Origin of the sequence: Paenibacillus sp. VTT E-133280, from assembly GCF_002264385.1 — a bacterium.
In the GTDB taxonomy this organism is placed as follows: domain Bacteria; phylum Bacillota; class Bacilli; order Paenibacillales; family Paenibacillaceae; genus Paenibacillus_AQ; species Paenibacillus_AQ nitricinens.
Window position 1 is genome coordinate 43,317 of record NZ_NFUX01000034.1, and the last position, 22,217, is coordinate 65,533.

The following is a 22,217-nucleotide window of genomic DNA, read 5'->3' on the forward strand; positions in this document are numbered from 1 at the left end:
TAAACAGTAACTTCAATCATCGATACCGAATCATAGCAGCTTCACGAAAAAATATGTAGATTTCTTCAGTGAAGAATTGATCCTAAGCTATTTCTTCGGCGGTTGACAGGAATCTCTCTCCACTAAACGAGCTGGAAAGCTGATCGTGCTGAACGTAGGTTGCTGTGAATCACACAGCTCGATTACTTTTTCAACTGCAGCCTTAGACATTTCATAGATCGGCAAGCGTACAGAGGTCAGCTTAGGCTGGATACGGGATGCTAGCTGAATGTCATCAAATCCGGCAATGGAGATATCCTCAGGGATAATGATTCCGTGCTCGGAGAACGCTTCCATCGCTGATATAGCCATATCATCGTTGGAGGAGAAGAAGGCCGTTGGCAAAGATCCTCCAGAAGCAAGAAGCTTCTTGACCTCTTCATAAGCAGTCTCTTTCAGAAAATCACCTTTCAGAATAAATCTCTCATTTACAGGCAGGCCATGTTTCTTCAGTGTATCTTCATAAGCCGTATAACGCTCTCGTCCAGAGTACGTATTCATTTGACCACAGATGATGCCAATCTCTTGATGACCCAGAGAGATCAAATATTCAATTGCTTCTGTGGTGCCCTCGTAATCTTTGGAGTTCACAATGGCCAGATGATTGCGGTCCAGATGCTCCGACATAATCTCAGAAATATCATAATCAATTAATACGAGAGGAGAGTCGAGCCCTACCATTTCTCGGACGATATTAATATCCTTTTGAGTGCCGACAATGATACCGCCGTCAATCCGTTTTTGGAGAAAAGCTTGCTTTACCTTGATGAAATCGTCGGGAGAGTACACCGTATGAATCAGTACATAACATCCGCGGGCATTCGAGGTGTCGACTACGGCATCAACGAATGGAGCAAAGTAATTGTTTTGATAAATTCGGGTAGTATTCTCCTTCTCGTTCATACTGATGGCGAAGAGTCCGATCGTATCGGTCTTCTTACCGGCTAAAGCCCTTGCAAAGCTGTTCGGTTCGTACTGATGTTGCTCAATCACCCGCAGCACTTTGGCCCGGGTCTCTTCAGGGACGTTAGAATAATTGTTGATCACGCGGGATACCGTACTTCGGGAAACCCCGGCCAACTTAGCTATGTCTTCGCTGCGCATGTTTCCCCTCTTTTCATAAACGCGCGTTTATGAGTTTATTGTAAGCGAAAGCATGGTATAAATCAATCGTAAATAAAAAGAAATTTGTGAGGAAGGGAAGAAACTAGTTAATAGTTTGTATAAGATTTTTGCGGAGAAAGTGCATTGAAAGCTATAAAAGTCATGCTACTATTGTGATAATGATTATTGAGAATGATAATCAATGAAAATATAGCATTGGAGTGAAGGGATAATGGTAAGATGGGGTCGGAAGTTTTTATGGTCAGCAGTACTTATTATGGCATTGACCGCGCTGGCGGCATGCGGAACGAATAGCAATACTACGAAAGATAATGTTGCTAAAACAGAGAATGCAGAGGAATCAACCTCAGCTAGCAGCACACCGAGCGAAGGAAGTGGAAATGCTTCGGAAGAGGTTGCAACTCGGACGATTACAGGGGAATTCGGAGATGTTGAGATTCCAGTCAACCCTAAACGGGTGGCCGGGATTTACCTTGAAGATTATTTGAAGGCATTGGGGATTACCCCGGTGGTTCAGTGGTATCATCCAAGCTGGGGCAAACAGGATTACTTAAATCTTGATGTGCCAGAATTTGATATTACCGGAAGCTTGGAAGCGTTATTGGAGAAAGACCCTGACTTGATTATTGCGGACGGAGGCGCGGATGCGGCGAGGTATGAACAATATTCCAAGATAGCACCAACGTATCGTCTCCCTGAGGCGGCGCTGCAGGACTCAAGACAAGTGCTTACAGCGATTGCAGATGCGCTCGGTATTCCGGAGAAGGCTGAGGCTGTACTCGCCGAGTATGATCAGAAAGTGGCAGATGGAAAAGCTAAACTGCAACAAGCTCTGGGGCAAGAAAAAGTAGCAGTGATCCGGCTCAACGTAGCGGATAAGACCTTTGCTTTGTTCGGTGTTAAAAACCGTTTTATCGGTGTGATTTATTCTCAATTTGGCCTGACACCCGTGCCTATGGCTGCAGAAATGACCGAATATCAATCTATTATTTCCGAAGAGCTTATTCCTCAGCTCGAAGCGGATCATATCATCGTATTCCCTGACAACGGGGGCTGGGATACTGAAGGGAATCAGGAAGCGATCCAAATTCTTGATGGGCCGCTGTGGAAGAGCCTGCCCGCAGTGAAGAACGGGAATGTTTATAGAATGGAACGTTCCCATTGGCAGACTGGTGCCATCACAGCCAATTCGATGAAGCTTGATGACCTGCTGGAAGCTATGGTGAAATAAACGGCAGCCGCCTTGAAGGAATAGCAAAAAGAAGGTCTATCAGCACCCTTGATAGACCTTCTTTTTTGTTTTACACTGAAGTGAATGAAAATGATTCTCAATTGGGGGCGGGAGAATGGCAAAAGATTTGCAAGACAGCAATAGAAGGAAGCTATTCTATAGCTTGATAAATATAGAGACCCAATCCCTGTCAGTAAGCGGACAGAGTGAAGTATTTCAGGATCATACGCTACTCATTGTATCGGAAGGACAGGGGTACGTTGAGGCTGAGTCGAGGCAGTTTCCACTGGAAAAAGGTACTGGGTTCTTGTTCGAACCTGGGTTATTAAGCAAAATCAATGCCGAGGAGCGGGGGCTTAGCTTTTATCGGCTTACTTTTGAAATCATCGAAACCGGGGAAAACAGGCAGAGTGAAATAGAAAGAAGGACTAAAGAGGACATCCTTCGATCTGGGTTGTTAAGCTGTAGACCCTTTTCACAATGTAAATTATTGCTAGAGGCTATCTACAATAGCCGTAGAAGCACAGATGAGATCGAATGGTTCGCAGGCCATACGCGCTTTCAGGAGCTGCTGCTGTTAATCATGCGTGCAAATTCCTCTGTCGTTCAGATCACAGGTGATCATGAGGCAATCCAGCGTTCCATTCACTATATGGAGGAACATTATAATCAAGCTGTAACCGTCGATCAACTGGCTGAAGTTGCAGGCATTACACGTGCGCGCTACACACAAACCTTTAAAGAAGTGACAGGGCGGATTCCCTTGGAGCATTTGAACGGGCTTCGTATCGAAAGGGCGCAGCAGCAGTTGCTGCTCACGAATGACCGCTTACATGAAATCGCGTTATCCGTCGGGTACAGCAATGAGTATTATTTTAATCGGCGTTTTAAAAGATCGGTTGGTGTTACGCCCGGCCAATACAGAAGCTTCCATCAGGATGGAATGAGGGTGTTCGCTCCTTTTTTGGAAGATTATCTGCTGGCTCTAGATATTACTCCTGTGGCGCAATATTCTCACGCTGAGTGGGGGAAGCAAGAGTACCTGGCTCTCCATGATGTGCCTGCGGTAGATATTTCGACTCGTAATTGGCAGGAGCTCTCCCGGTATACGCCCGAATTGATCTTGCTGGATAATGGCTTTCATCGCTGGCATCTGGAGGAGTGCAGCCGGATCGCTCCGTTGTTCAAGCTGCCTGTTCATCAAGAGGATTGGCGTGCCACATTATATTCTGCAGCAGCGGTCTTTGGCAGAACGGAGCGTGTCCAGGAAGTGATCGGCAATTATGAGCATCGGGCACAGCAAGCCAAGCAGCTGCTTACCCGTTCCGTCCATAGTCAGACCATAGCTTGTTTAAGAATATCAGCCTATGGAATCACTCTTTATGGATGTGAGCATTTGGGATATACAGGAAGTGTGCTTCATCATGATTTGGGCTTGCAGCCCCATAGCTTGGTTCGGAAGTTGACCCGTGGAAAGAATCGGGTGAACCTGACAAAAGAAGAGCTTGCCAATCTGACTGCGGACCATTTGTTTATTACCTTTGATCAGCTTGAAGGGGGAGGACGGGAACTGCTGGATACACAACTCTGGTGCAGCTTGCCTGCTGTGCGTAACGGTTGCGTATATGAGGTGGATTTTATGGCCTGGATGAATTACGGCGTATTGTCGCATCAGCGCAAGATTGAGGATGTATTAAGAGCGTTAGGATAAGTCAGAAGCTAGACCAGATAAAAAAGAGGACAATAAGTGCCACTATACTGCTGACGCGGGTCATTAATAAATAAGCCTCACTCGGCTCAACGTCGCCTTTGATCATCCAACCGTATCTCATGTACCATCCGAATCGTGGGAAAAAGATGTTAAGTAGCGCTAACAGAACAAAGAGGAAAATAAAAAAGCCCATGATTTATCACTCCTTTATGTAATGTATACGCGAAACTGTGTGGAGGGTGTCCCGATTCATGTGTGAGTTTCCATATATTTATTTAATCTTATGTAATATAGACTGATAAAAAATGGAATTTCCTAAGGAGCGGATAAATCGTATGGAACACACAGGTCTTTTTTTCGGAGGGGGAGTAGGTGTTTTGTTCTTTTTAATTTGGATGATATCCATTGGCTTGGGAATCTACTTTTTCGTCCTGCTTGTAAAATTGACACGTAGAGGAATAGTGGCTTTAGATTTATATATCTACGCTAAAAATCATGAAATACGTACTCGTTATGAGTCGGTTCCAGACAGGTCTGAGGAAATTTAAGGCCATTAAATGATCAATGATACTTAGAGTATGAGATACCCTAGCACCTTATCAGGTTGTTGGGGTATTTTTGTGGAAATATTCAGAACTGTGCTATCGATGAGGTATGTTTAGCGGTGTACTGTTGTGTTTACATAACAAAGAGTTCGTTAAATAAAAATGGTTTTCTAAAAATAAAGGAGGAATTGATCGATGTCTAACCAATATACGATGCAAGATCCTACCACTCAGTACATCAAGGCAGGACCTGAATTTCAACAGCAGCAACAAGAGCCGGGGCTCCAGAAGAAGATGAATCCCGTACCTGATACAGGTGAAGATACCTATCAAGGCACCGGACGACTGACAGGTCGAAAAGCGATTGTTACAGGGGCGGACAGCGGGATAGGTCGTGCCGTTGCGATTGCTTTTGCTCGTGAAGGCGCAGATATTGTTTTATCCTACATGCCGGAGGAAGAAGAAGATGCTAAAGAGGTTCTCAAGCTGGTGCAGGAAGCAGGACGTACCGCAATCGCCATTCCAGGTGATCTAAAAGATGAGGAATACTGTGAACAGCTCGTCGATACTGCGGTTAAGCAGCTAGGAGGAATTGATATTTTAGCCAATATCGCGGGCAAGCAGCAATTCGTCCCCGATATTGCTGATCTTACTACCAAGCATTTTGACGATACCTTTAAGACGAATGTGTATGCCATGTTCTGGCTGTGCAAAGCGGCAGTGAAGCATATGCAACCAGGCAGCACCATCATCAACACTTCTTCCATCCAAGCCTATAACCCCTCGCCGATTCTATTGGACTACGCGACGACCAAGGCTGCTATCAATACATTCAGTAAATCTCTCGCCCAGCAAGTCGCTGATAAGGGGATTCGAGTTAATGTAGTGGCTCCAGGTCCTGTATGGACACCTCTTCAAGTGGTGGGTGGACAACCGGAAGAGGTGCTGAAGGAGTTCGGTGCGAACACACCACTAGGTCGTCCGGGACAGCCTGCAGAGATGGCTCCGGCATATGTATTTCTTGCTAGCCAGGAATCAAGCTATATCAGTGGCGAAACGCTAAATGCCAACGGAGGAACTCCAACCCCATAAAAATACTCTGCCGAATATGGATATAGTAAAATATCAGCGAATCATACAAATACAAAGTACCCTACTAATTTTAGCTGTGGGGTGCTTTTGTTTTTATATGGAGTAAGGTGTATTATAGATTTTGAACCTATTTATTCCATTTAATGCATAGAATATTATCTACATATGATCAAGATTGTCGAATACATAGATTTCCTGCGATTACCCGAGAAATATTTGAGTTGGTATAAGGTTTAGAGTTTAGTATAGAACATAGAAAGAATTAGGAGCTGTATTATGCGTAAAAAGAAACTAGCAATACTCATCATTTCCTTTGTAATGATCATGGCGTGTTTTTCATCAGGAGCAGTTTTTGCGGATAAAGAAAACGGAGCTGTAATGGATAGTGGAACAAAGGAAAGGCTGATGGAAAAGTATGATCTTGTTGAGCCTGAACTTATAAATCCAAAATCACTTTGGAGCCAAAGTGATTTTGGAGTCAGTAACCCTATTGCTATATTTGTAAGTATCAGTAGGTTATATCTGAACCCATATGTTTTTGCTGCGCAAGAAATGATTAATCATTTGATGGACCGAAGCCGTCAACATTAATGACCCATGAGAGGGTCATTTTTTAATAAGAGATAAATTAATCGCTCGTTACTTGTATATCTTTCAAAATATAATCCCAGCTAGCATAATCGTTCATATCATCAGGAAATTCTAACACACAAATATGATTAATATTCCAATGGATTTCTCGTACTGATGTTAATTCACGAACGGGATAAAGGATAAGGACAGTGAATTCGTTCGGCTTTAATATATCAGACAAAATCGCTTGTAGCTCTACAGCCTGTTCGTATGTGGCGAACCATCTAATGAATAGAATTTTTTTACTGCATAGTAATTTGTCCCAAAATCTCTTAATTCGTAGATCCAGCTTTGCTTTATAAGATGGATAGGTCGTAGACCAATGCTTACCCAAGGTGATTGGAAAATCATGTACCGAGATAATGTTATAAAAGGTATCCTGAATAAAATATGATTTCACTAAAGCATTTTTGTTCCCATTAGGATAAGCAGGTACGCCATCCTCTAGAAAAAAATGTGTCTCCTCGAGCATTTGCAGATTTGTTAACTCCATGAAATTCTGAAATCTATTTTTATAAAGTCTGTTTACATCAGTTAATGAATAAGAAATCATCCAGTCGAGAGGCATGGAGAATGTTCTCAGGTTATTTCTTTGCATATTTATAGCAGGAGCACAAGACATACCTAAGCTTACAATTAAATCATAGCTCTTTTTTACATCTTGTAAGTTCATGGACTCACCTAATTTCAATCAGATTCAGATTCTATTTAACGCTAAAAAAAGAGCAGCAACTTAACTGCCCCTTAAAAATATTAATGGCGTTGTAGCAGCAAATAGCCGCTAATCCTTGAAGTTTTTTTACGAAATACCACTTTAAAACCAACGTCATTATCTAATAAACAAGCTAAGGCGGTGTCAAGTAGCCCGTTGGGTCTTAAGCTAGGTCGACAAGGCTCAGCATTTCCAATGATGCGGACAGAAATAATCCTACGCGCAGAGCCACGAACCAAAGGATTTTTGCTCCAAGTGATCAACACTAAATCAGGTTGACGAGTTGCCATTCTGAGTCACCCCTTTCTATTAAGCTTCTCTATATAAAATGCACAATAGATTGTAATGTGCTAAACAGAAGCGGAGTGAGTGTGAGGAAGTATTCTGTCAAGTGTATGGACTAAAAACAAGAGTTACTCTTGTTTAATTTAGGTTTTCAGAATACAATAAAGTAAATTTATGGTATGTTCGACTAGTATAACTTGATGACCTCAAGGGAGTATATATTTCATAATACCGTACGCGAGGAGTATTTGATCAATGATCAAATACTTTTTTATTATCGTTAATAAGAAGCTAAATAGGGGGACACGATGAATGAAGATAGGGAAACCGATTAGAAAGAAGGTATACGGTTTTATTTTGCAAGTCAATGAAGTTGGAGAAAAAACCTTATTAGTTTATCTGAATGTACCAGAAGTACCCTTTAGATTAGTAGGTGGTAATGTCGATGCCGGGGAAACAGAAGAAGAAGCCTTATTCAGGGAAATTCAAGAAGAAAGTGGACTTAAACAATTTAAATTAGTAAAGAAAATAGGAACACAATATTATTATAAGGATTATATAGAAGCAAATGTTGAAAGACATGACTATCTTCTGATTCCAGAAACAAGATTACCTGAAAAGTGGAGATTCACTGGAGAGGGTGAAGGAGATGACTGTGGAACTGTTTTTAACTACCAGTGGATAAAACAAGATGAAATATACTTATTAGATAAAGAGTTTAGAGAATATATGTCGGAAAAATATATACAAGAATTGTTCGGGAATGGATAGGAGGTAACTATCATGTCTATTATATGATCCTTACTCTGAGGTGATAGATATGAATAATCGTAAAATCTTCTCTTTTCTTCCTTTGATCATATTTTTATTTATAATATGGTACCTTTTGATGGCAGGTACATCTGCTGTTGTTAATGTAGTGTCAGTAGATAAAAGAGAAATAGTAGTACAAAATATGAGCGGTGATCAAACTACAGTCACAATCCCAAAAGGAATATTTAAGTTGATTAATATAAATGAGGAGTACTTTGTTTCCTATAATAGTAGAATAGGGCAAAAACCTTTTTTAACTTCAATAGAACCAAGTGCTAGATGATTATTGGAAGCAGATTTAACAATAGAACTTATGAATGAAACGGCTGATATATAAAGCTTGAAATTGGTGGGATTACTTTGCGTGTAGTTAAGCATATCATGTTATGGTTTGTTTCGACGATTTTATTCACCTTGGCCACTTTTGGATTAGAGCTATGGAAAGGAAATAAAATCAGCACGGCTGAATACTATGGGGTTCAAAATATAGGGTTTGTTTTTATTTTCTTAGCATTTCTTTTTTCAGCCGTTCTTTACCCAATTATAATTTTTCCTTTCTCTTGGGTTGTTCACAAATCCTTTGGTATTGCCGGTACCGTTTATGTCTTGGTGGATTATTATCTTGATCAGAGGAGTTGAATATATGAGTTATTTTGAAAGAGTTAATAAAATATCAAATATTTTATTTTGTGTTTTTGGATTGTTTTTTATTTTGATTATAATTTTCTTTTCTACTAGCAGCTTCTCAGAAATCTTGCGTTATAATTTCACAAATGACTTAAGAGGAGCACTGATTACAGTCATTTGTTTTATGATCTCTTTATTTTCACTTGTACTGGGCATTACTTTGAAATGTCTTGTAAAAGACTCTGATGAAACGATCCAGCTTATCGCCACAAGAATAAAGTAGTTGTTGAAATTTCAGCATGTATAACAAATCCCTGCAACCTGAGGGGTTGGCAGGGATTTATTTTTATCTAAGAATTGGATAATTTATCTACCTCATCACTAAAAGCATCCTGGTACTGATTGAATATTCCTGTATCTAATTTAGTGGTAGCATCATTTGCTATAGGAGGAGTATCTTGGATTTGCTTGTACATACGATCAATCTCACCAGAGAGCTTAGACCAGATGTTTTTAATTGAATCGTATTTTGCATCCAGGTTGTTGATGTAATTATCGTATTCTAATTTTGTACTCATCGCTTTTCCTAATTGTTCAATTGTAAAATCTATATCTATGGCTTCACCTGTAGAGCTAGTTCCTGAACTTGCATACCAACTGATATCAACAAATCCAACATTCCAAATATCTGAAATGACAAAATTACTAATTTCTTTAAGTGTCGCTTCAGGAGACTGTTCAGTTGTACCTGAATCAGATGTGTTATTTACAGGCTCTTTGAAGAATTTTCTCATTTCGTTAAAGGGTTCTTTATTCTTGTCATTAGACGAATATCCCCAACCAATTTTATCATCCTTAATAAAAATTATAAGTTCACTACTGGAGGACGACTTTTCACCTTGAATTAGGACGATTTTATCTTTTCCACCATCTTTGTCTGTATAATCAGCTGATTCTATTATAGGAATGGTAATCTATGTATGATGAAACCATTATATTGGATATTCGTATTCCTATAAAATGATGTTGAAAGGTCGTGTGCGTGATGGATAACGGGTATTTTGTGGGTTGGGGCACGTTAGCATTAATAAATGCCGGGTTAGCGCAAGGTAAAAATAGAAGTGGTTTAAACTGGTTTTTAATTTCTTTGCTTTGTGGCCCATTGGCTACATTTTTTCTTGTAATATCGAGTAAGCTGCAAATTCATTAGCCCATAATATTTCGGGAGGGGATTTTTTGCTGAAAGCACTAAGGCTGTTCGGTATTCTATTTAGTGCAGCAACAATCATTCTGGCAATATTTTTTTTCCGTGATCAGGATCAAGTGATTATGTCTTGGACAATGATGGGGATGTGCGGAGCTCTGATTTTTAATGGCGGAGCTACCTATTTTAAAACTAAAGATAAAATGGCTGCTCTGTCTTCGATTGTTGGGATAGTACTCTTAATATTCTCGCTTACTCAATTTCCTTTTTAATAAAATACCCCATCAACCTATAAAGGTCGGTGGGGCTTTTTTACGTTTTATTTCTTTTTCAATCAAGTTATAGTAGGTTGCTGCAGGCTAAGCTTATTTCTTTTTCTTCTTTGTGGGTCCGATCTGGCGCCTTACTTTATTGTTCTCATCAACCTCGATAATATAAATGTCTTTCACTGTACCGGAAAGAGTAAACCATTCACGTAGAGCATCAGCTTCAGTCATTGGTCCCAATATTCGTTTCCCCCTATAACATATAAAAAACACTCCTACTCCTTAGTGAGTTTGCGAAAATGCAATAGTCCTCAATACGACACTCATTAACTATTTTCAGTAAGTCTCATTATTTTATATTAATGCTAAATTATAGGGGATGCAATATTGAGAGATTGTTCCTGTTTAGTTCAAATACATTTATAAAAGAAATCACTAAACAGCGATTGACAAAATAGAAGAGCTGCCTAATACTAATTGATAATCATTATCAATGTTTAAGATGTAATTAATTTAAATAGATTGTGTAACGGATCGGAGTGAAATGCAAGATGAAGTTGGAAGATCATATTGCCGCATGGAATTATGCAGCCGTTAAAGTGCTGGATATTCGACATGCTGTGATGGAGCCTGGAGACAAGCTGCAAGGCTATATATTACCTGCATGTGGATTTATCTACTGTGTGCGGGGTGCGGCCAGCTTGAATCTCAACGGTATAGATTACGAAGCAGACCGTCATTTTATTGTGCATGGTGGCAAGGGTATGAGACTAAGCATAGAGGCAGGGAAGATTTTTGAATACTATTTATTATTCTATAGAGCCTCCTTACCAGGAAGAAAGGATTTAGCAAGACTTTTGGAACGAAGCAACCCATTTCGGATGCAGTATGGCTTCGAGTCTTTGGAGCCATTGCCACTGCACTATCAACTAATGGCAATGGAACAACTTTGGGCACAAGGAAGCTTATTGGAAAGAATTCAAGTTAAAGGCTTGTTCTATCAGTTTATACATGAATTATTAAAGCAGTTTACAAAGGATGGAATTAACCTCAGGCAACCGGATGTCATTGGGCAGGTTGTCCGTTATATTGAGGTGCATTATCGTCACAATTTATCACTAGAATCTATAGCGGAGCAATTTAATTATAGCCCTCGTCATTTATCAACGCGTTTTAAAGGAGAGACGGGGTTCAGCTTGATCGAATATTTGATACGATACCGGCTTGAACATGCAGAAGAGCTATTACGATGTACCGATGCTCCACTTCGCGATATTGCAGAAGAAGTTGGATATAGCGATGTGTATTATTTCAGTCGTATGTTTAGTAAATACAATGGTCAATCTCCCATCCGATTCCGCAAGGAAAGCAGGCAGGTGAGCTTATCGGAGAATCGTCCATTTACCACCGCCAGATTCTCCATTGGCGAGAACATATCCTCCCGATATAATGTTGTTGAATATGATAATCATTATCACTACTGTTATCATAATAAAATAACCGGAGGGTCTTCACCTATGCGAATAACAAAGACATCAAGTTTTATTGTAGCGATGCTGCTTAGCTTTACCTTGCTTTTAAGTGCATGCGGATCTGCAAACGTTGGTTCTAATGCCACGAATTCTAAGGGATCCAAAGCTTCTGAAGTTACATCATCATCAGCTAATAATTCAATTGCAACTGACAATAACAATAAAGAGGCTCAGACAAGAACTATCTCTACGGTAAAGGGAGATATTGTCGTTCCAGCTAATCCAGAGAGAGTTGTCGTGTTATACCTTCAAGGGGATCTTGTTGCCCTCGGCATTAAGCCAGTAGGTACTTCGAGTGTCTTTGAAGGAGCGGCCTTTGCAGAAGAGCTGGGGGGTATTGAAGATCTTGGTTCATGGTATGAACCTAATCCAGAGGCTATTATGGCAGTAAAGCCTGACTTGATCATAGCTGCTTCTGAAGAAACTTACGAAATCCTTAAGGATATTGCACCGACCATTCCAATTCCTTATGAAAAAATGGCGACAGACGAACGTATAATGAAGATTGGTGAGGTATTTGGCAAGGAGCAGGAGGCACAAGCTTTATTAGATAATTTCCACGAGAAGTTGGAGAAAAGTAAGCAGAAGCTTGATGAACTTGGAATTTTAGATAAGACAGTAACCATTATCGAGGGCGGCAAAAAAGAGATGGCGGTAATCGATAGCAAGCTTTACGGAAGAGGTTCTCAGATTATTTACGAATACTTAGGACTAAAAGCACCAGAGATTCTTCAGAAGAAGATTGATGGCAGGGAGAAGGCTACTGGAGGGTTTGTTTCCTTAGAAGTGTTACCTGAGTATATAGGAGACTTCGTGTTCCGTTCTGTATGGGATGGGGCTGATGATTTGTCGGACAACCCCATTTGGAACAGCATTCCAGCAATCAAAGAAGGTAGATTGATCGAAATTGGGTTTGATTTTTCATATTATTCAGATATCTACTCTCTTGATAAGCAGCTAGATTTTGTAGTTGAGAAGCTAGTATCAGCGTATGAAAAAAAATAGAAAGCTAGATGATAGAACAGCTGTTATTCCTAATTTAAGAGGGAAATCGTATTTCGGTCTGTTTTTACTCCTAGGGATATTGCTGCTGCTACTTTCAGTAGCGGCTTCTATCTCTTTTGGCTCTGCTTCCATGAGCCTGAAGATGGCATGGACAGCGATTTTTAATTTTGATCCTGAACTGACCGAGCATCAGATTATCCATGCCCTTCGTATTCCACGTACGGCGGCTGATATTATTGCGGGCATGTGTCTCGCGGTAGCAGGAGCAGTTATGCAAGGCTATACGCGAAATCCCTTAGCCGATTCGGGATTAATGGGAGTAAATGCTGGAGCTGCTCTTGCAATGGCCGTTACATTAGTTTTCCTTCCAGGGCAATTGCAGACGACAACCTTGCTAGTTAGCTTTATTGGCGCAGGACTTGGTGCAGGATTAACGTATCTTGCTGCTTCAATGAATCGTTCAGGAATGACACCTCAACGATTGGTGTTAGCTGGAATATCCATTACAATGCTATTTGGAGCTGTGGGATCATTTATCTCATTAAACTATGGAATTGGTCGTGCCCTTGCTTATTGGACCTCGGGAAGTGTGGCTGGAGCAACATGGATGGAAATTAAGCTAGTTATTCCTTGGTTCTTAGGTGGGCTGGCTTTATCATTATTCAGTGCACGCTCTATCACTGTTTTAAACTTGGGGGAAGAGATCGCGAAAGGATTCGGGCAACGGATCGTTCTCGTTAAGATGATAGCTACGCTTGCGGTCCTTTTACTAGCGGGTGTAGCTGTTGCACTTGTTGGGCCAATCGGCTTTGTAGGGTTGATTATACCGCATATCATGCGTTTTTTTGTAGGTGTAGATTATCGTTATATTATTCCGGCATCAGCCATTTACGGCGGCGCACTTATGGTTGTAGCGGATATCGCAGGAAGGCTGATTAATCGTCCGGCAGAGACAGCACTCGGCATTATTTTTGCAATGATTGGTGTTCCTTTCTTCTTGTTAATTGCGAGCAAAGAGAGGAGAGCCTTCAAATGAATGTTGTTAAATCGCATAAGGCTACAATATGGATTCTATCTCTCATAATACTGCTCATTGCAGGAGCTATTCTTAGTCTTAATATGGGAAAGGTGTCTCTTAATCCACTTGAAGTATTTCAAGTATTGCTTGGACAAGGTCCAGAAGAGCATAATCTCGTTGTTTATAAGTTTCGTCTTCCTCGGATCGTATTAGCGATACTTGTTGGATTTGGGATGGCACTGGCAGGTGCTGTTATGCAGGCGTTGCTGCGCAATGATTTGGCTGATCCCGGCATGCTTGGTATTAGCTCAGGTTCAGGTCTTATGGTGTTGCTGATTATCTCAACAGTAGGTATTCAAGGCACCGCTATAACATTATTACTACCAGCTATGGCATTCTTGGGTGATTTGCTGGCAGCAGCTCTGATATATGTTCTAGCCTATAGAAAACGTCGTTTGATTTCTTCTACACGACTTGTCTTGACTGGTGTTGCGATTAATATGGGGTTAAGTGCCCTGTCGTTATTCCTGACTTTAAAGCTGGATGACCAGAAGTATGATTTTGCGCAGCGTTGGCAAGCAGGATATTTATGGGGGGACAAGTGGTCTTATATCAGCTTATTGGCACCTTGGGTATTGCTGCTATTCGCATATATTATTTCCAATTTCAGGACATTGAACGTCTTGGTGTTAGGCAATGAAATTTCGATAGGCTTAGGAGTCGCTGTAAAGAAGAAATTTTTGCGTCTGGCGATTGCGGCTGTAGGCATTGCTTCTGGTTGTGTAGCACTCGGGGGCTCGATCTTCTTTATTGGATTGATTAGTCCGCATGTGGCTCGCAAGCTGGTAGGTCACGACTACAAAGTACTTCTTCCAGCTTCAGCACTTATTGGTGCGCTATTGCTGCTTGTAGCGGATACGATTGCTCGGACGGTCAGCTTTAAGTCGGATATTCCGGCAGGGATTATTGTAACAATGCTGAGTGTGCCTTACTTCCTATATCTATTGATGCGTTCAAAATAATATCGGAGTTCTTTCCAATGTATAAAAAAGACTTCATTTTGGGTTTTTCCGCGAACTCTTATGATGTTTCTAAATTCCTCTTCTTGGACTTATCTTCAGCTATCATGCAACCCTGATGCTTGGTGCACCAAGTAGAATTACGACTGAGTGGTTAATTGAACTATCTTGTCCCGTTAGTTCAATAAAATGAGCAACTAGCATCTGCCGGAAATAGAAAGACCGCCATTGAAGGCGGTCTAAAAAATTCATCATTTCTACCCGACAATCCTAATTAGAGCGTCTCAACCAATTTCTGAATCTTTGAGCGGGAAATTAAATATAAAGGACCCATTATTTCTATTTTGCCGTCCTTTACACGTATAGCGCTCTCCTGTTCTGCCGCGTAAACATCAATCTCTTCAGATAAGGGGAACAGATAGCCTTGAACAAACGTGGCGTAGTCACGTTGAGAATGAGATTCATAGGCAAAATAATCAAAGCCAATACCATCATAAATAGTACTTGTTTCAGCTTCATCAGGGTTATTCAAGCTTAACCATTTTGCAGCCATGTTTAACGCACCGGCGCTGGCACCCATTATAACGGCATTGCTGTTCTTAATAACATCCGATAATTCATAATCCGCCAAAAAATCGTTCTGCAAAACAGGATACCCACCGCATAAAAAAATGACAGAAGCGTTTTGAATTAATCGCCGGGCATCTTCCTTCTGCATGCGGTAATCAATGAAATGATATTCTTCAAAAATAATATTAGCCTGATTCAACCATGTCCATTCAGAAACATCATCAAAGTTAATTTGCTCACCTGTATAACCAGACGGATCAGCGCTAATCATAACAAGCGATTTTCTGTCTTGTATATCCTCATGCAAATAATGGACCAGCTTCTCTGGAAAAAAATTATTAAACCAACTGAAATAGTAGTGAGTACTCAAACTTAATTCCCTCCATATGTATTATTAACATTCATCCATTCTTAACGAGAAAACATATTATACACGCTAGAAAGAGAACAGTTCTAAATCGAACACTAGATTACTATAACATGCAATTTAAGTATGAGAATTATGTTTCCACGTTATCCTGGCCGCTAGATGATGCACAGTACGAAGGTACAGATCATTAAGGGAGTAGGCGTATCCCTTCTCTCATAAAGGTTATGACAAAGCAGACGCATGTAGGGCACCAGAAGTGACAGGACTTAACTAACGTTCCTCGTTAGTTAAGTCCAAAACAAACCATGTTGCGATAAATTACTTTATAGTGTCGTGCTCATAAATTTTGGTGGGTCGTCCCCATTCGAAATTATCTAAACCGACTTCTCTGAATCCATATTTCTCATAATAACGAATATGGTCGGTCGTTATATAAACCTTCGTATATCCTAATTGCCCCACCATTTTTCTGGCATGCTCCAACAATACTGAACCTAAACCTTGCCCTCGCTCATTCTCGTCAATGAACAAAGGTGCAATCCATGGCGATAAATCTTTACGAATTATATACTCCTGCACAATCAATTGATAAAATCCAATTATTTTGTCGTTTTTCAATAGCAGAAATGTAAATGGCAAACCATCTTTAGCCGATAAACTTTCGTCAATTTTAGGGAGGACGACCTTCTTTACATTTGGCCATTTTTCTTTAACATATTCAGCAAACTCTATATGACGCTCTGGACACTCTATTATAGATTTAATAACTTGCATTAAGCCACTCCTTTATAAATACGTTTCTTGATGAGTATCACTTTCAAAAAAGGTGCTTTCAGATTACATCTTAAGTTAACTGCGGGGAACGGAAAGTTTATTTTAAGTTAAACTATACTGCCAGTTAGCATAAAGAAGCATCTTCATCGAAAGTCATATTAATTGTTGCACTGCACGAAGATATGAACCAGTAAGACACAGATCGTGAAGGAGCAAAGAAAAGAGGATGTTGATTGATATGCAACTTGATTTATTTGAAGTAAGTTACCGAAGATACAGGGACAGAGAGGGGAATAGTCCTCCTCTTCCACAAGAAGGATATAAGAAATGAGGAAAATAACTTTCGTAAACAACAGAGGTTGGGGCGAACAGAGTAGATACACGGAAGTTCAAGAGTTTAACGATGAAGCTACAGAAAAAGACATCCAAGAGGCTTATGTAGATTGAGTTTGGGAACAGATCGGAGACAATTTCACCTGGTTTGAGGGGGAGGAAGCCCAATGACACAAAGGGACTGACAAAAGGATATGGAGATGTGCGATGCGGTTACTAAACGCACCTACTTATACTAAAATTTAGGTGGAGAGCATTTTACAAGTTGGCTTTAGAGCTGAAACTCGTATAAGAAAAAGAACTCAATAAGGAGGGCAAGGATATTTGCAAGAAATAACCGAGAAACAAAATCTTAATTGGGACAGCTTACCTATGACACTCCGCCCGAAACACATAAAGATAATGAAAATGAGTCAAGCCAAGCTGTACGAATTCTTAAGAGATACACCTTTTTATGCTGCAAAAGCAGGAAGGGAATTATATATCATTAAAGCGGAATTTGGAAATTGGTTGGAGGGTAGAAGCGATATTTTCCCAGAGGATCAGATGAACTGATACGAAAAGTAAATCGCGATTCCTATCAAATTCGTATCACAGGGGTTTTTAATAGAATATAAGTGAATAAAAACAAAAAGCCTTGAAATTCAAGGCTTTTTTCTATAGGACGGATGGGGTTCGAACCCATGACCCCTACCCTGTCAAGATAGTGCTCTCCCGCTGAGCTACCGTCCTGCGACGAATTTCATAATACCATACGATAGAGTAGGATGGCAATTCTTTTTTTACAATCTATAGGGAGGATAGTTTACATAGTCTTTAAAATAATAAAAAAAGAGGATGACTCTAACATCCCCTTTGCACTATCTCAGATAAAGAACGGAAGTAAAAACAAATCGCTTATGCCGTAAAAAGGAATGCGTCGTGGATAGAAGCGACGTCTTGGGTAAAAACCTGGGCGGAAGCCAAATTGTCTGTACGCCGATTCTTTTGTAGGCATTCCGTTCATGTGTTCAACCATTTCATTGCTTGGAACCGCAAGGGTAACATAATTTTGATCTACATGAGCAATAAAGCCGTCAAATGATTGACCGTCAGTCATTGTAACACCAACGTATTTGTTCATACAATTCCAACAGACCTGTTGATGAAAATTTGTATTTGATTCCATGGAGAACCTCCTCAATTGTTTAAATCCTGATAACAGTCTATGGCCCTTAGCCTACAATGTTCACGGCGTTTGCCTAGAAGGTGATCATTAAAATCGAGGAGGAAAAACTTTGAAGTGCAAGCATCTTCCTCACCCCCTAATTTTGAACCGGGCGCGTTGGCCATACTTGTCCCATTCCATCTTTAAAGTTGCGTCGTATACTTAGCCAAGTGCTTTTTTATGGAAATACTCCTGCAGCGCTTATGATAAAATGGATGGTAATGTACAGAAGTTAGATAAAAATTGAAAGATAAAGGGGCTTGAGATCTTGCCGCAAAATGAGCAGAAAAAGAATTCTTCCACGCCATGGAAATGGTTGGGAGGCGGGGCGGCGATGCTCCTGTTTAAAGGAAAGGCGATTTTGTCTCTTCTGAAAATAGGTAAAATTGCCGGGCCGTTAATATCAATGATGATTTCAATAGGGGCTTATGCTTTGATTTACCCGTGGGGGTTTGCCGTGGGCTTTGTCCTGCTCTTGCTAGTCCATGAATTAGGACATGTAATAGCAGCGAAACGGATCGGGCTTCCAGTCAGCGCTCCGCTATTTATACCGTTTTTGGGAGCTTTAATTACAATGAAGAAACAGCCGTTGGATGCCCAGACAGAAGCTTATATTGCTTTTGGAGGTCCGATCTTAGGAACCATTGGGGCTACAGCCGTTTTTGGGGCGGCTTATTACATGGATAGTCCACTTCTCTATTCCTTGGCTTACATAGGTTTTTTACTTAATCTGATCAATCTGCTGCCGATTCACCCGCTTGACGGTGGCCGTATTGCAACCGCGGTGACGCGCTGGCTGTGGCTTGTGGGGCTCGTGGGTGGTTTAGCTATCATCATCTATATGCGTTCGATCTTATTCTTTATTATTTGGGCATTATTTGCTTACGATCTGTATAACAAATATGTCAAGAGACGCACTAACAATCGCCTTTATTCTGTAACGAAGAGTTTTTTAATTCCAGTAGTGCCACTTAGAGATGCAGGCTACATGATTCCAGGACCAGAGCATAGAAGAGATTTACCTTTTACTACTTACAGTGATTTGGAAAGACAGCAGTATGTAGGGGTGAGATGGGATCAGCTGAACTACATTGGTAGAGCTACGCTTCCGCAGCAATGCATCATTGAAAAGGTACGTATCTCGCAGCTAGAGCCTGTGACCTTAGAGAATGGGCTTCATCTTAAGATGAATTGTGATATCAGCTATTCGGTCTATGAGAACGATAAGTATTACGATGTGCCGGCTAGCTTACGCTGGAAATACGGTATCGCTTATTTTGTATTAGCTGGCTTTCTGGCAGGAATGATGTACATGGTCCATGCTGTTGGAAATGTGAATTTATAAGGGATAGGATCGGGCAATGAAGTGATTCAATGGTTTATAAAACTCCTGAAACGTCAAAGCTGTAAAGAGAATAACTGCAGTTGAGCGGTGAAAGGAGTAAAACCATGTCTAAATTTATGAAATGGGGAGTCAGTGTTTGTCTGCTGTTACTGATAGTTTTGGGAGGATGTTCCGAGGCGAAGCCAACAAAAGTCATGGAAATCAAAGAAATGACTAACCTGGATGGAAAGCCGAAAGGTCAGTATCCTCCATTGTCACCAGTGATGCAAGACGCATACAATCGTTCGATTCCTGAAGAAGTATATTCTGCAGATTAGTGCAGCGTAGAAGACGATTTCTCATGCTCAGGCTTTTCTTTCTAGTCGAATTTTTATATAATAGACAACTATCGTTGGATACATAGAGAGAGAGGAGTTTGGGACTAACATGGCGGCAGAAATCTTACGGGTAACTACAGAGGAACAGCTTCAGATGGGGCTGGATATTCGTACCAAAGTATTTGTAGAGGAACAAATGGTACCGGCTGAGGAAGAAATTGATGAATACGATGTTATCGGTCCGAATGTGCACCATATTCTAATTATAGATGAAGGTGTACCTGTGGCTACGGGAAGATTGATTTATTACAAAGCAGGTACAGCCAAAATGCAGCGTATCGCCGTACTGAAAGATTATCGAGTCAAAGGATACGGACGTGTTCTGTTGCTTGCGATGGAAGAGCTTGCTCGGGAACTTGGACTGGATGCTTCGATTCTTGATGCACAGTGCCAAGCTGAGAATTTCTACAAGAAGCTGGGATATGAAGTGATTTCTACGGAACCTTTTTATGACGCAGGTATTTTACATGTACGGATGCAGAAAACTCTTTAAAAATAGTGCACATAATTTACCGTTCCATGAAGCAAGCTAGGATGTGCCATATGATGGCAAATCCAAGTGCAAGGGGCGAGCTGAAGTGCCAAATAACGAACGCGAAAGTTTCGTAGCTGTACAGAAAAATGGAGACGGAGATTTAACCAGTTTCCAGACCTCTACAGGACGTGTCCTGGCGTATGACCAAGCGCTTCAAGAAGTACAAGCCGGAAATATTGCCGGAGTGAATGCTTTTAAAGGTAAAGACGGAGGAACTTATATTCGCGGCGACGCGGATGGGGACCCAACCAACAATTTGGACAATCTTCCGAGTTTCTCATAGTTCTAAAGGTAAAGACCGTACATACGTCATCGGACGTCAATGTACGGCCTTTTTTTTAATCATAATCAGAGTTTATAAATTACATGCTGCTCAATAAACTCCATCTCTCCAGTAAGCCCGACGAATTGAGGTTGTTCATCGCTGTAATGCATGAGCTTGATGATATGCCGAACATCTTCAGGTAAAGACATTAACTCCTTCAGCGTGGTGTGAACAACCCCTGATCCGCCAAGCTGACAGTCATGCAGAATCATTCGGACGCCGCGCTCTCGGACAAGGCTTATAAGTAGCTCCGGCTGAAAAGTCATATCCGCGCTATAGAAAATCTCGTTATTTATTAGAAGGGAATAGCTATCTTTGCCAGGAATATGCGGCGTATGTATGATTTCGAGCGAAAGAGAAGGAGCGAGCTTGTATGTAATTCCGGGTTTCATAGGTGTAACCTCGAAGATATCGGTCAGGGAGGCTACTGCATCTTTTTGATATAATCCACCCTTTAAGGTGTTGGTCCAAAGTGGCTCAACAAGCGTCTCAGGTAAATGTAATCTCATAGTTTTCCCGTATACGTGCTTTAGCGTAAGTGCTAGCTCTTCCAGACCTCCAACATGGTCCGCATGAATATGCGTAATTAGAGTAGCGTTTACGTCACGGAAGGATTTCCCGATGGCATGCATGGCAAGCGGAGCTGTAATCCCGCAATCAATCAGTAGGGTATAATCATCAGCTAGTAGCAGGCCATTATTGTTAAAATAGTTTTTTGCAAAAGCATTGCCAGTTCCTAGCATTTGTAGGCTCAGACTCATAAGAAAGTACCCTCCTGAAATCACTGTTAGCTAATATATCAACTTTGAACAAGTACATAATATCATTTTAAGGGAGATGAATGAAATATTTACCTACAATTAGCGCAACTTGCTGAGACAAAGTAAGTATACATTAATAGCATGAATTATTTGGAGGGTTTCAAATGAATAGATGGAAAAAAGTCACTTTATGTGTGTTTGCTTTTTCCTTGATGGGTGGCTCCTTATTGTTCGCCGATTCTGTGAGTAAGAAAATCAGGGTATGGAACAACGGGACGGAAATTGTAGACGGCGGTTATTTGATTGATGGAAAAACATATATTCCCGCTAGAGAAGCGGGCGGGGTAGTGAATTGGGACGGATCTGGAAAAGTGACGATTCTTAAGCCTAATGTTCATATTGTTCTTTTTAAAGATAATACGGTCTTTGGTAACGTAAACGTAGGCAAGCTTAAGATTAAGATATTAACCCAAGTAGATAGCTTAACAGAAGAGGTTTCAGCTGTGAAAGTAGCCATAACGGACCCTTCTGGTAATGTTAAGGATATTCAGTCGCAGGAGCTTGAAGGCTCGCAGAAGGATAATTTCTGGTTTCCGACCTCGGAGTTTACTTATGATTTTAAAGAAACCGGCAAATATCGGGTAGGCTTCTATATGAAAGCTTCCAAAAATGCGGATTACGTTCTTGTGTCAGAAAAGGTAATTACAGCTCTTAATTAAGGGTTCTAAATTGACCTGAACTAAACTAACGTGGTAGTATACCA

General features: G+C 40.8%; 28 protein-coding genes and 1 tRNA gene. 18 read left to right on the forward strand and 11 right to left on the reverse strand.

What is annotated here, in order from left to right:
* Positions 1 to 87: 87 nt before the first annotated feature.
* Positions 88 to 1,143: a LacI family DNA-binding transcriptional regulator gene (locus CA600_RS16005; protein ID WP_094871353.1), complete on the reverse strand. Its 1,056-nt coding sequence runs from the start codon at positions 1,141 to 1,143 to the stop codon at positions 88 to 90.
* A gap of 232 nt (positions 1,144 to 1,375) precedes the next feature.
* Between CA600_RS16005 and CA600_RS16010 the strand changes: the two genes are divergently transcribed.
* Positions 1,376 to 2,395 (forward strand): ABC transporter substrate-binding protein, encoded by a 1,020-nt coding sequence (locus CA600_RS16010; RefSeq protein ID WP_256989875.1) that lies wholly within the window; start codon positions 1,376 to 1,378, stop codon positions 2,393 to 2,395.
* 115 nt (positions 2,396 to 2,510) lie between these two features.
* Complete coding sequence (locus tag CA600_RS16015; protein ID WP_094871355.1) at positions 2,511 to 4,106, forward strand: helix-turn-helix domain-containing protein; 1,596 nt, start codon at positions 2,511 to 2,513, stop codon at positions 4,104 to 4,106.
* 1 nt (position 4,107) lies between these two features.
* On the opposite strand, the gene CA600_RS16020 is transcribed toward CA600_RS16015, so the two are convergent.
* Positions 4,108 to 4,299, reverse strand: coding sequence for a DUF6199 family natural product biosynthesis protein (locus CA600_RS16020; RefSeq protein ID WP_094871357.1), 192 nt, complete (start codon positions 4,297 to 4,299; stop codon positions 4,108 to 4,110).
* Positions 4,300 to 4,846: 547 nt separating this feature from the next.
* Here CA600_RS16020 and CA600_RS16030 point away from each other — a divergent pair.
* The gene (locus CA600_RS16030; protein WP_094871361.1) at positions 4,847 to 5,743 is read left to right on the forward strand and encodes an SDR family oxidoreductase; all 897 of its coding nucleotides are present in this window, start codon (positions 4,847 to 4,849) and stop codon (positions 5,741 to 5,743) included.
* 276 nt (positions 5,744 to 6,019) lie between these two features.
* A complete protein-coding gene (locus CA600_RS16035) occupies positions 6,020 to 6,334 on the forward strand; it encodes a hypothetical protein (RefSeq protein ID WP_094871362.1) in 315 nt (104 codons plus the stop codon).
* Between the two features lie 37 nt (positions 6,335 to 6,371).
* Here the strand turns inward: CA600_RS16035 and CA600_RS16040 are convergent, their stop codons facing one another.
* Positions 6,372 to 7,049: a DUF1796 family putative cysteine peptidase gene (locus CA600_RS16040; protein WP_094871364.1), complete on the reverse strand. Its 678-nt coding sequence runs from the start codon at positions 7,047 to 7,049 to the stop codon at positions 6,372 to 6,374.
* Between the two features lie 80 nt (positions 7,050 to 7,129).
* Positions 7,130 to 7,378 (reverse strand): hypothetical protein, encoded by a 249-nt coding sequence (locus tag CA600_RS16045; RefSeq protein WP_094871366.1) that lies wholly within the window; start codon positions 7,376 to 7,378, stop codon positions 7,130 to 7,132.
* Positions 7,379 to 7,685: 307 nt separating this feature from the next.
* Here CA600_RS16045 and CA600_RS16050 point away from each other — a divergent pair, with 307 nt between their 5' ends.
* From CA600_RS16050 to CA600_RS16065, 4 genes are all read left to right on the forward strand, one after another.
* A complete protein-coding gene (locus tag CA600_RS16050) occupies positions 7,686 to 8,144 on the forward strand; it encodes an NUDIX domain-containing protein (protein ID WP_094871368.1) in 459 nt (152 codons plus the stop codon).
* A gap of 49 nt (positions 8,145 to 8,193) precedes the next feature.
* The gene (locus tag CA600_RS16055; protein WP_094871370.1) at positions 8,194 to 8,469 is read left to right on the forward strand and encodes a hypothetical protein; all 276 of its coding nucleotides are present in this window, start codon (positions 8,194 to 8,196) and stop codon (positions 8,467 to 8,469) included.
* 77 nt (positions 8,470 to 8,546) lie between these two features.
* On the forward strand, positions 8,547 to 8,825 hold the full coding sequence (locus CA600_RS16060; protein ID WP_094871373.1) for a hypothetical protein: 279 nt from the start codon (positions 8,547 to 8,549) through the stop codon (positions 8,823 to 8,825).
* Positions 8,826 to 8,829: 4 nt separating this feature from the next.
* Positions 8,830 to 9,096, forward strand: coding sequence for a hypothetical protein (locus CA600_RS16065; RefSeq protein WP_094871375.1), 267 nt, complete (start codon positions 8,830 to 8,832; stop codon positions 9,094 to 9,096).
* Positions 9,097 to 9,163: 67 nt separating this feature from the next.
* Here CA600_RS16065 and CA600_RS16070 read toward each other — a convergent pair whose 3' ends face one another.
* Positions 9,164 to 9,607 carry a hypothetical protein gene (locus CA600_RS16070; RefSeq protein ID WP_094871376.1) on the reverse strand — a complete coding sequence of 148 codons (444 nt, stop codon included), beginning with the start codon at positions 9,605 to 9,607 and terminating at the stop codon, positions 9,164 to 9,166.
* A gap of 442 nt (positions 9,608 to 10,049) precedes the next feature.
* On the opposite strand from CA600_RS16070, the gene CA600_RS16075 reads away from it, so the two are divergent.
* Positions 10,050 to 10,289: a hypothetical protein gene (locus CA600_RS16075; protein WP_094871378.1), complete on the forward strand. Its 240-nt coding sequence runs from the start codon at positions 10,050 to 10,052 to the stop codon at positions 10,287 to 10,289.
* Positions 10,290 to 10,382: 93 nt separating this feature from the next.
* On the opposite strand, the gene CA600_RS31270 is transcribed toward CA600_RS16075, so the two are convergent.
* The gene (locus CA600_RS31270) at positions 10,383 to 10,523 is read right to left on the reverse strand and encodes a hypothetical protein (RefSeq protein ID WP_156113100.1); all 141 of its coding nucleotides are present in this window, start codon (positions 10,521 to 10,523) and stop codon (positions 10,383 to 10,385) included.
* Between the two features lie 311 nt (positions 10,524 to 10,834).
* On the opposite strand from CA600_RS31270, the gene CA600_RS16080 reads away from it, so the two are divergent.
* From CA600_RS16080 to CA600_RS16090, 3 genes are read left to right on the forward strand one after another with little or no spacing between them, the layout of a single operon-like run.
* On the forward strand, positions 10,835 to 12,820 hold the full coding sequence (locus CA600_RS16080; RefSeq protein ID WP_094871380.1) for an AraC family transcriptional regulator: 1,986 nt from the start codon (positions 10,835 to 10,837) through the stop codon (positions 12,818 to 12,820).
* Positions 12,807 to 13,856: a FecCD family ABC transporter permease gene (locus CA600_RS16085; RefSeq protein ID WP_094871382.1), complete on the forward strand. Its 1,050-nt coding sequence runs from the start codon at positions 12,807 to 12,809 to the stop codon at positions 13,854 to 13,856. Before CA600_RS16080 ends, CA600_RS16085 begins: the two co-directional genes overlap by 14 nt.
* Complete coding sequence (locus CA600_RS16090) at positions 13,853 to 14,860, forward strand: FecCD family ABC transporter permease (protein WP_094871384.1); 1,008 nt, start codon at positions 13,853 to 13,855, stop codon at positions 14,858 to 14,860. Before CA600_RS16085 ends, CA600_RS16090 begins: the two co-directional genes overlap by 4 nt.
* Before the next feature lie 271 nt (positions 14,861 to 15,131).
* On the opposite strand, the gene CA600_RS16095 is transcribed toward CA600_RS16090, so the two are convergent.
* Together CA600_RS16095 and CA600_RS16100 are read right to left on the reverse strand one after the other, a co-directional pair.
* The gene (locus CA600_RS16095; RefSeq protein ID WP_094871386.1) at positions 15,132 to 15,797 is read right to left on the reverse strand and encodes a cyanophycinase; all 666 of its coding nucleotides are present in this window, start codon (positions 15,795 to 15,797) and stop codon (positions 15,132 to 15,134) included.
* A 318-nt stretch (positions 15,798 to 16,115) separates the two neighbouring features.
* A complete protein-coding gene (locus tag CA600_RS16100) occupies positions 16,116 to 16,571 on the reverse strand; it encodes a GNAT family N-acetyltransferase (protein ID WP_094871388.1) in 456 nt (151 codons plus the stop codon).
* A 657-nt stretch (positions 16,572 to 17,228) separates the two neighbouring features.
* On the opposite strand from CA600_RS16100, the gene CA600_RS16105 reads away from it, so the two are divergent.
* Positions 17,229 to 17,459, forward strand: a complete 231-nt coding sequence (locus tag CA600_RS16105; RefSeq protein WP_094871390.1) for a hypothetical protein — start codon at positions 17,229 to 17,231, stop codon at positions 17,457 to 17,459.
* 105 nt (positions 17,460 to 17,564) lie between these two features.
* Here the strand turns inward: CA600_RS16105 and CA600_RS16110 are convergent.
* Positions 17,565 to 17,636, reverse strand: a tRNA-Val gene (locus CA600_RS16110).
* 133 nt (positions 17,637 to 17,769) lie between these two features.
* A complete protein-coding gene (locus tag CA600_RS16115) occupies positions 17,770 to 18,072 on the reverse strand; it encodes a phosphatidylinositol kinase (protein WP_094871392.1) in 303 nt (100 codons plus the stop codon).
* Positions 18,073 to 18,379: 307 nt separating this feature from the next.
* On the opposite strand from CA600_RS16115, the gene CA600_RS16120 reads away from it, so the two are divergent.
* From CA600_RS16120 to CA600_RS16135, 4 genes are all read left to right on the forward strand, one after another.
* Positions 18,380 to 19,456, forward strand: a complete 1,077-nt coding sequence (locus CA600_RS16120; RefSeq protein ID WP_094871394.1) for a site-2 protease family protein — start codon at positions 18,380 to 18,382, stop codon at positions 19,454 to 19,456.
* Between the two features lie 104 nt (positions 19,457 to 19,560).
* Complete coding sequence (locus tag CA600_RS16125; RefSeq protein WP_094871396.1) at positions 19,561 to 19,773, forward strand: hypothetical protein; 213 nt, start codon at positions 19,561 to 19,563, stop codon at positions 19,771 to 19,773.
* Positions 19,774 to 19,882: 109 nt separating this feature from the next.
* A complete protein-coding gene (locus tag CA600_RS16130) occupies positions 19,883 to 20,326 on the forward strand; it encodes a GNAT family N-acetyltransferase (protein WP_094871397.1) in 444 nt (147 codons plus the stop codon).
* A gap of 85 nt (positions 20,327 to 20,411) precedes the next feature.
* A complete protein-coding gene (locus tag CA600_RS16135) occupies positions 20,412 to 20,651 on the forward strand; it encodes a DUF3892 domain-containing protein (RefSeq protein ID WP_042187294.1) in 240 nt (79 codons plus the stop codon).
* A gap of 65 nt (positions 20,652 to 20,716) precedes the next feature.
* Here CA600_RS16135 and CA600_RS16140 read toward each other — a convergent pair whose 3' ends face one another.
* Entirely contained in the window at positions 20,717 to 21,454 is a 738-nt protein-coding gene (locus CA600_RS16140; RefSeq protein WP_094871399.1) for an MBL fold metallo-hydrolase, read from the reverse strand.
* A 164-nt stretch (positions 21,455 to 21,618) separates the two neighbouring features.
* On the opposite strand from CA600_RS16140, the gene CA600_RS16145 reads away from it, so the two are divergent.
* A complete protein-coding gene (locus tag CA600_RS16145; protein ID WP_042187298.1) occupies positions 21,619 to 22,173 on the forward strand; it encodes a copper amine oxidase in 555 nt (184 codons plus the stop codon).
* Positions 22,174 to 22,217: the final 44 nt, after the last annotated feature.

Bases quoted from the DNA above. Each gene is read 5' to 3' on its own strand.
- CA600_RS16050 (WP_094871368.1), top strand. From the start codon at position 7,686: ATGAAGATAGGGAAACCGATTAGAAAGAAGGTATACGGTTTTATTTTG.
- CA600_RS16070 (WP_094871376.1), bottom strand. From the start codon at position 9,607: ATGAGAAAATTCTTCAAAGAGCCTGTAAATAACACATCTGATTCAGGT.
- CA600_RS16020 (WP_094871357.1), bottom strand. From the start codon at position 4,299: ATGGGCTTTTTTATTTTCCTCTTTGTTCTGTTAGCGCTACTTAACATC.
- CA600_RS16115 (WP_094871392.1), bottom strand. From the start codon at position 18,072: ATGGAATCAAATACAAATTTTCATCAACAGGTCTGTTGGAATTGTATG.
- CA600_RS16065 (WP_094871375.1), top strand. From the start codon at position 8,830: ATGAGTTATTTTGAAAGAGTTAATAAAATATCAAATATTTTATTTTGT.
- CA600_RS16100 (WP_094871388.1), bottom strand. From the start codon at position 16,571: ATGCAAGTTATTAAATCTATAATAGAGTGTCCAGAGCGTCATATAGAG.
- CA600_RS16030 (WP_094871361.1), top strand. From the start codon at position 4,847: ATGTCTAACCAATATACGATGCAAGATCCTACCACTCAGTACATCAAG.
- CA600_RS16080 (WP_094871380.1), top strand. From the start codon at position 10,835: ATGAAGTTGGAAGATCATATTGCCGCATGGAATTATGCAGCCGTTAAA.
- CA600_RS16055 (WP_094871370.1), top strand. From the start codon at position 8,194: ATGAATAATCGTAAAATCTTCTCTTTTCTTCCTTTGATCATATTTTTA.
- CA600_RS16125 (WP_094871396.1), top strand. From the start codon at position 19,561: ATGTCTAAATTTATGAAATGGGGAGTCAGTGTTTGTCTGCTGTTACTG.
- CA600_RS16010 (WP_256989875.1), top strand. From the start codon at position 1,376: ATGGTAAGATGGGGTCGGAAGTTTTTATGGTCAGCAGTACTTATTATG.
- CA600_RS16085 (WP_094871382.1), top strand. From the start codon at position 12,807: ATGAAAAAAAATAGAAAGCTAGATGATAGAACAGCTGTTATTCCTAAT.
- CA600_RS16140 (WP_094871399.1), bottom strand. From the start codon at position 21,454: ATGAGTCTGAGCCTACAAATGCTAGGAACTGGCAATGCTTTTGCAAAA.
- CA600_RS16035 (WP_094871362.1), top strand. From the start codon at position 6,020: ATGCGTAAAAAGAAACTAGCAATACTCATCATTTCCTTTGTAATGATC.
- CA600_RS16090 (WP_094871384.1), top strand. From the start codon at position 13,853: ATGAATGTTGTTAAATCGCATAAGGCTACAATATGGATTCTATCTCTC.
- CA600_RS16005 (WP_094871353.1), bottom strand. From the start codon at position 1,143: ATGCGCAGCGAAGACATAGCTAAGTTGGCCGGGGTTTCCCGAAGTACG.
- CA600_RS16040 (WP_094871364.1), bottom strand. From the start codon at position 7,049: ATGAACTTACAAGATGTAAAAAAGAGCTATGATTTAATTGTAAGCTTA.
- CA600_RS16130 (WP_094871397.1), top strand. From the start codon at position 19,883: ATGGCGGCAGAAATCTTACGGGTAACTACAGAGGAACAGCTTCAGATG.
- CA600_RS16045 (WP_094871366.1), bottom strand. From the start codon at position 7,378: ATGGCAACTCGTCAACCTGATTTAGTGTTGATCACTTGGAGCAAAAAT.
- CA600_RS16015 (WP_094871355.1), top strand. From the start codon at position 2,511: ATGGCAAAAGATTTGCAAGACAGCAATAGAAGGAAGCTATTCTATAGC.
- CA600_RS16145 (WP_042187298.1), top strand. From the start codon at position 21,619: ATGAATAGATGGAAAAAAGTCACTTTATGTGTGTTTGCTTTTTCCTTG.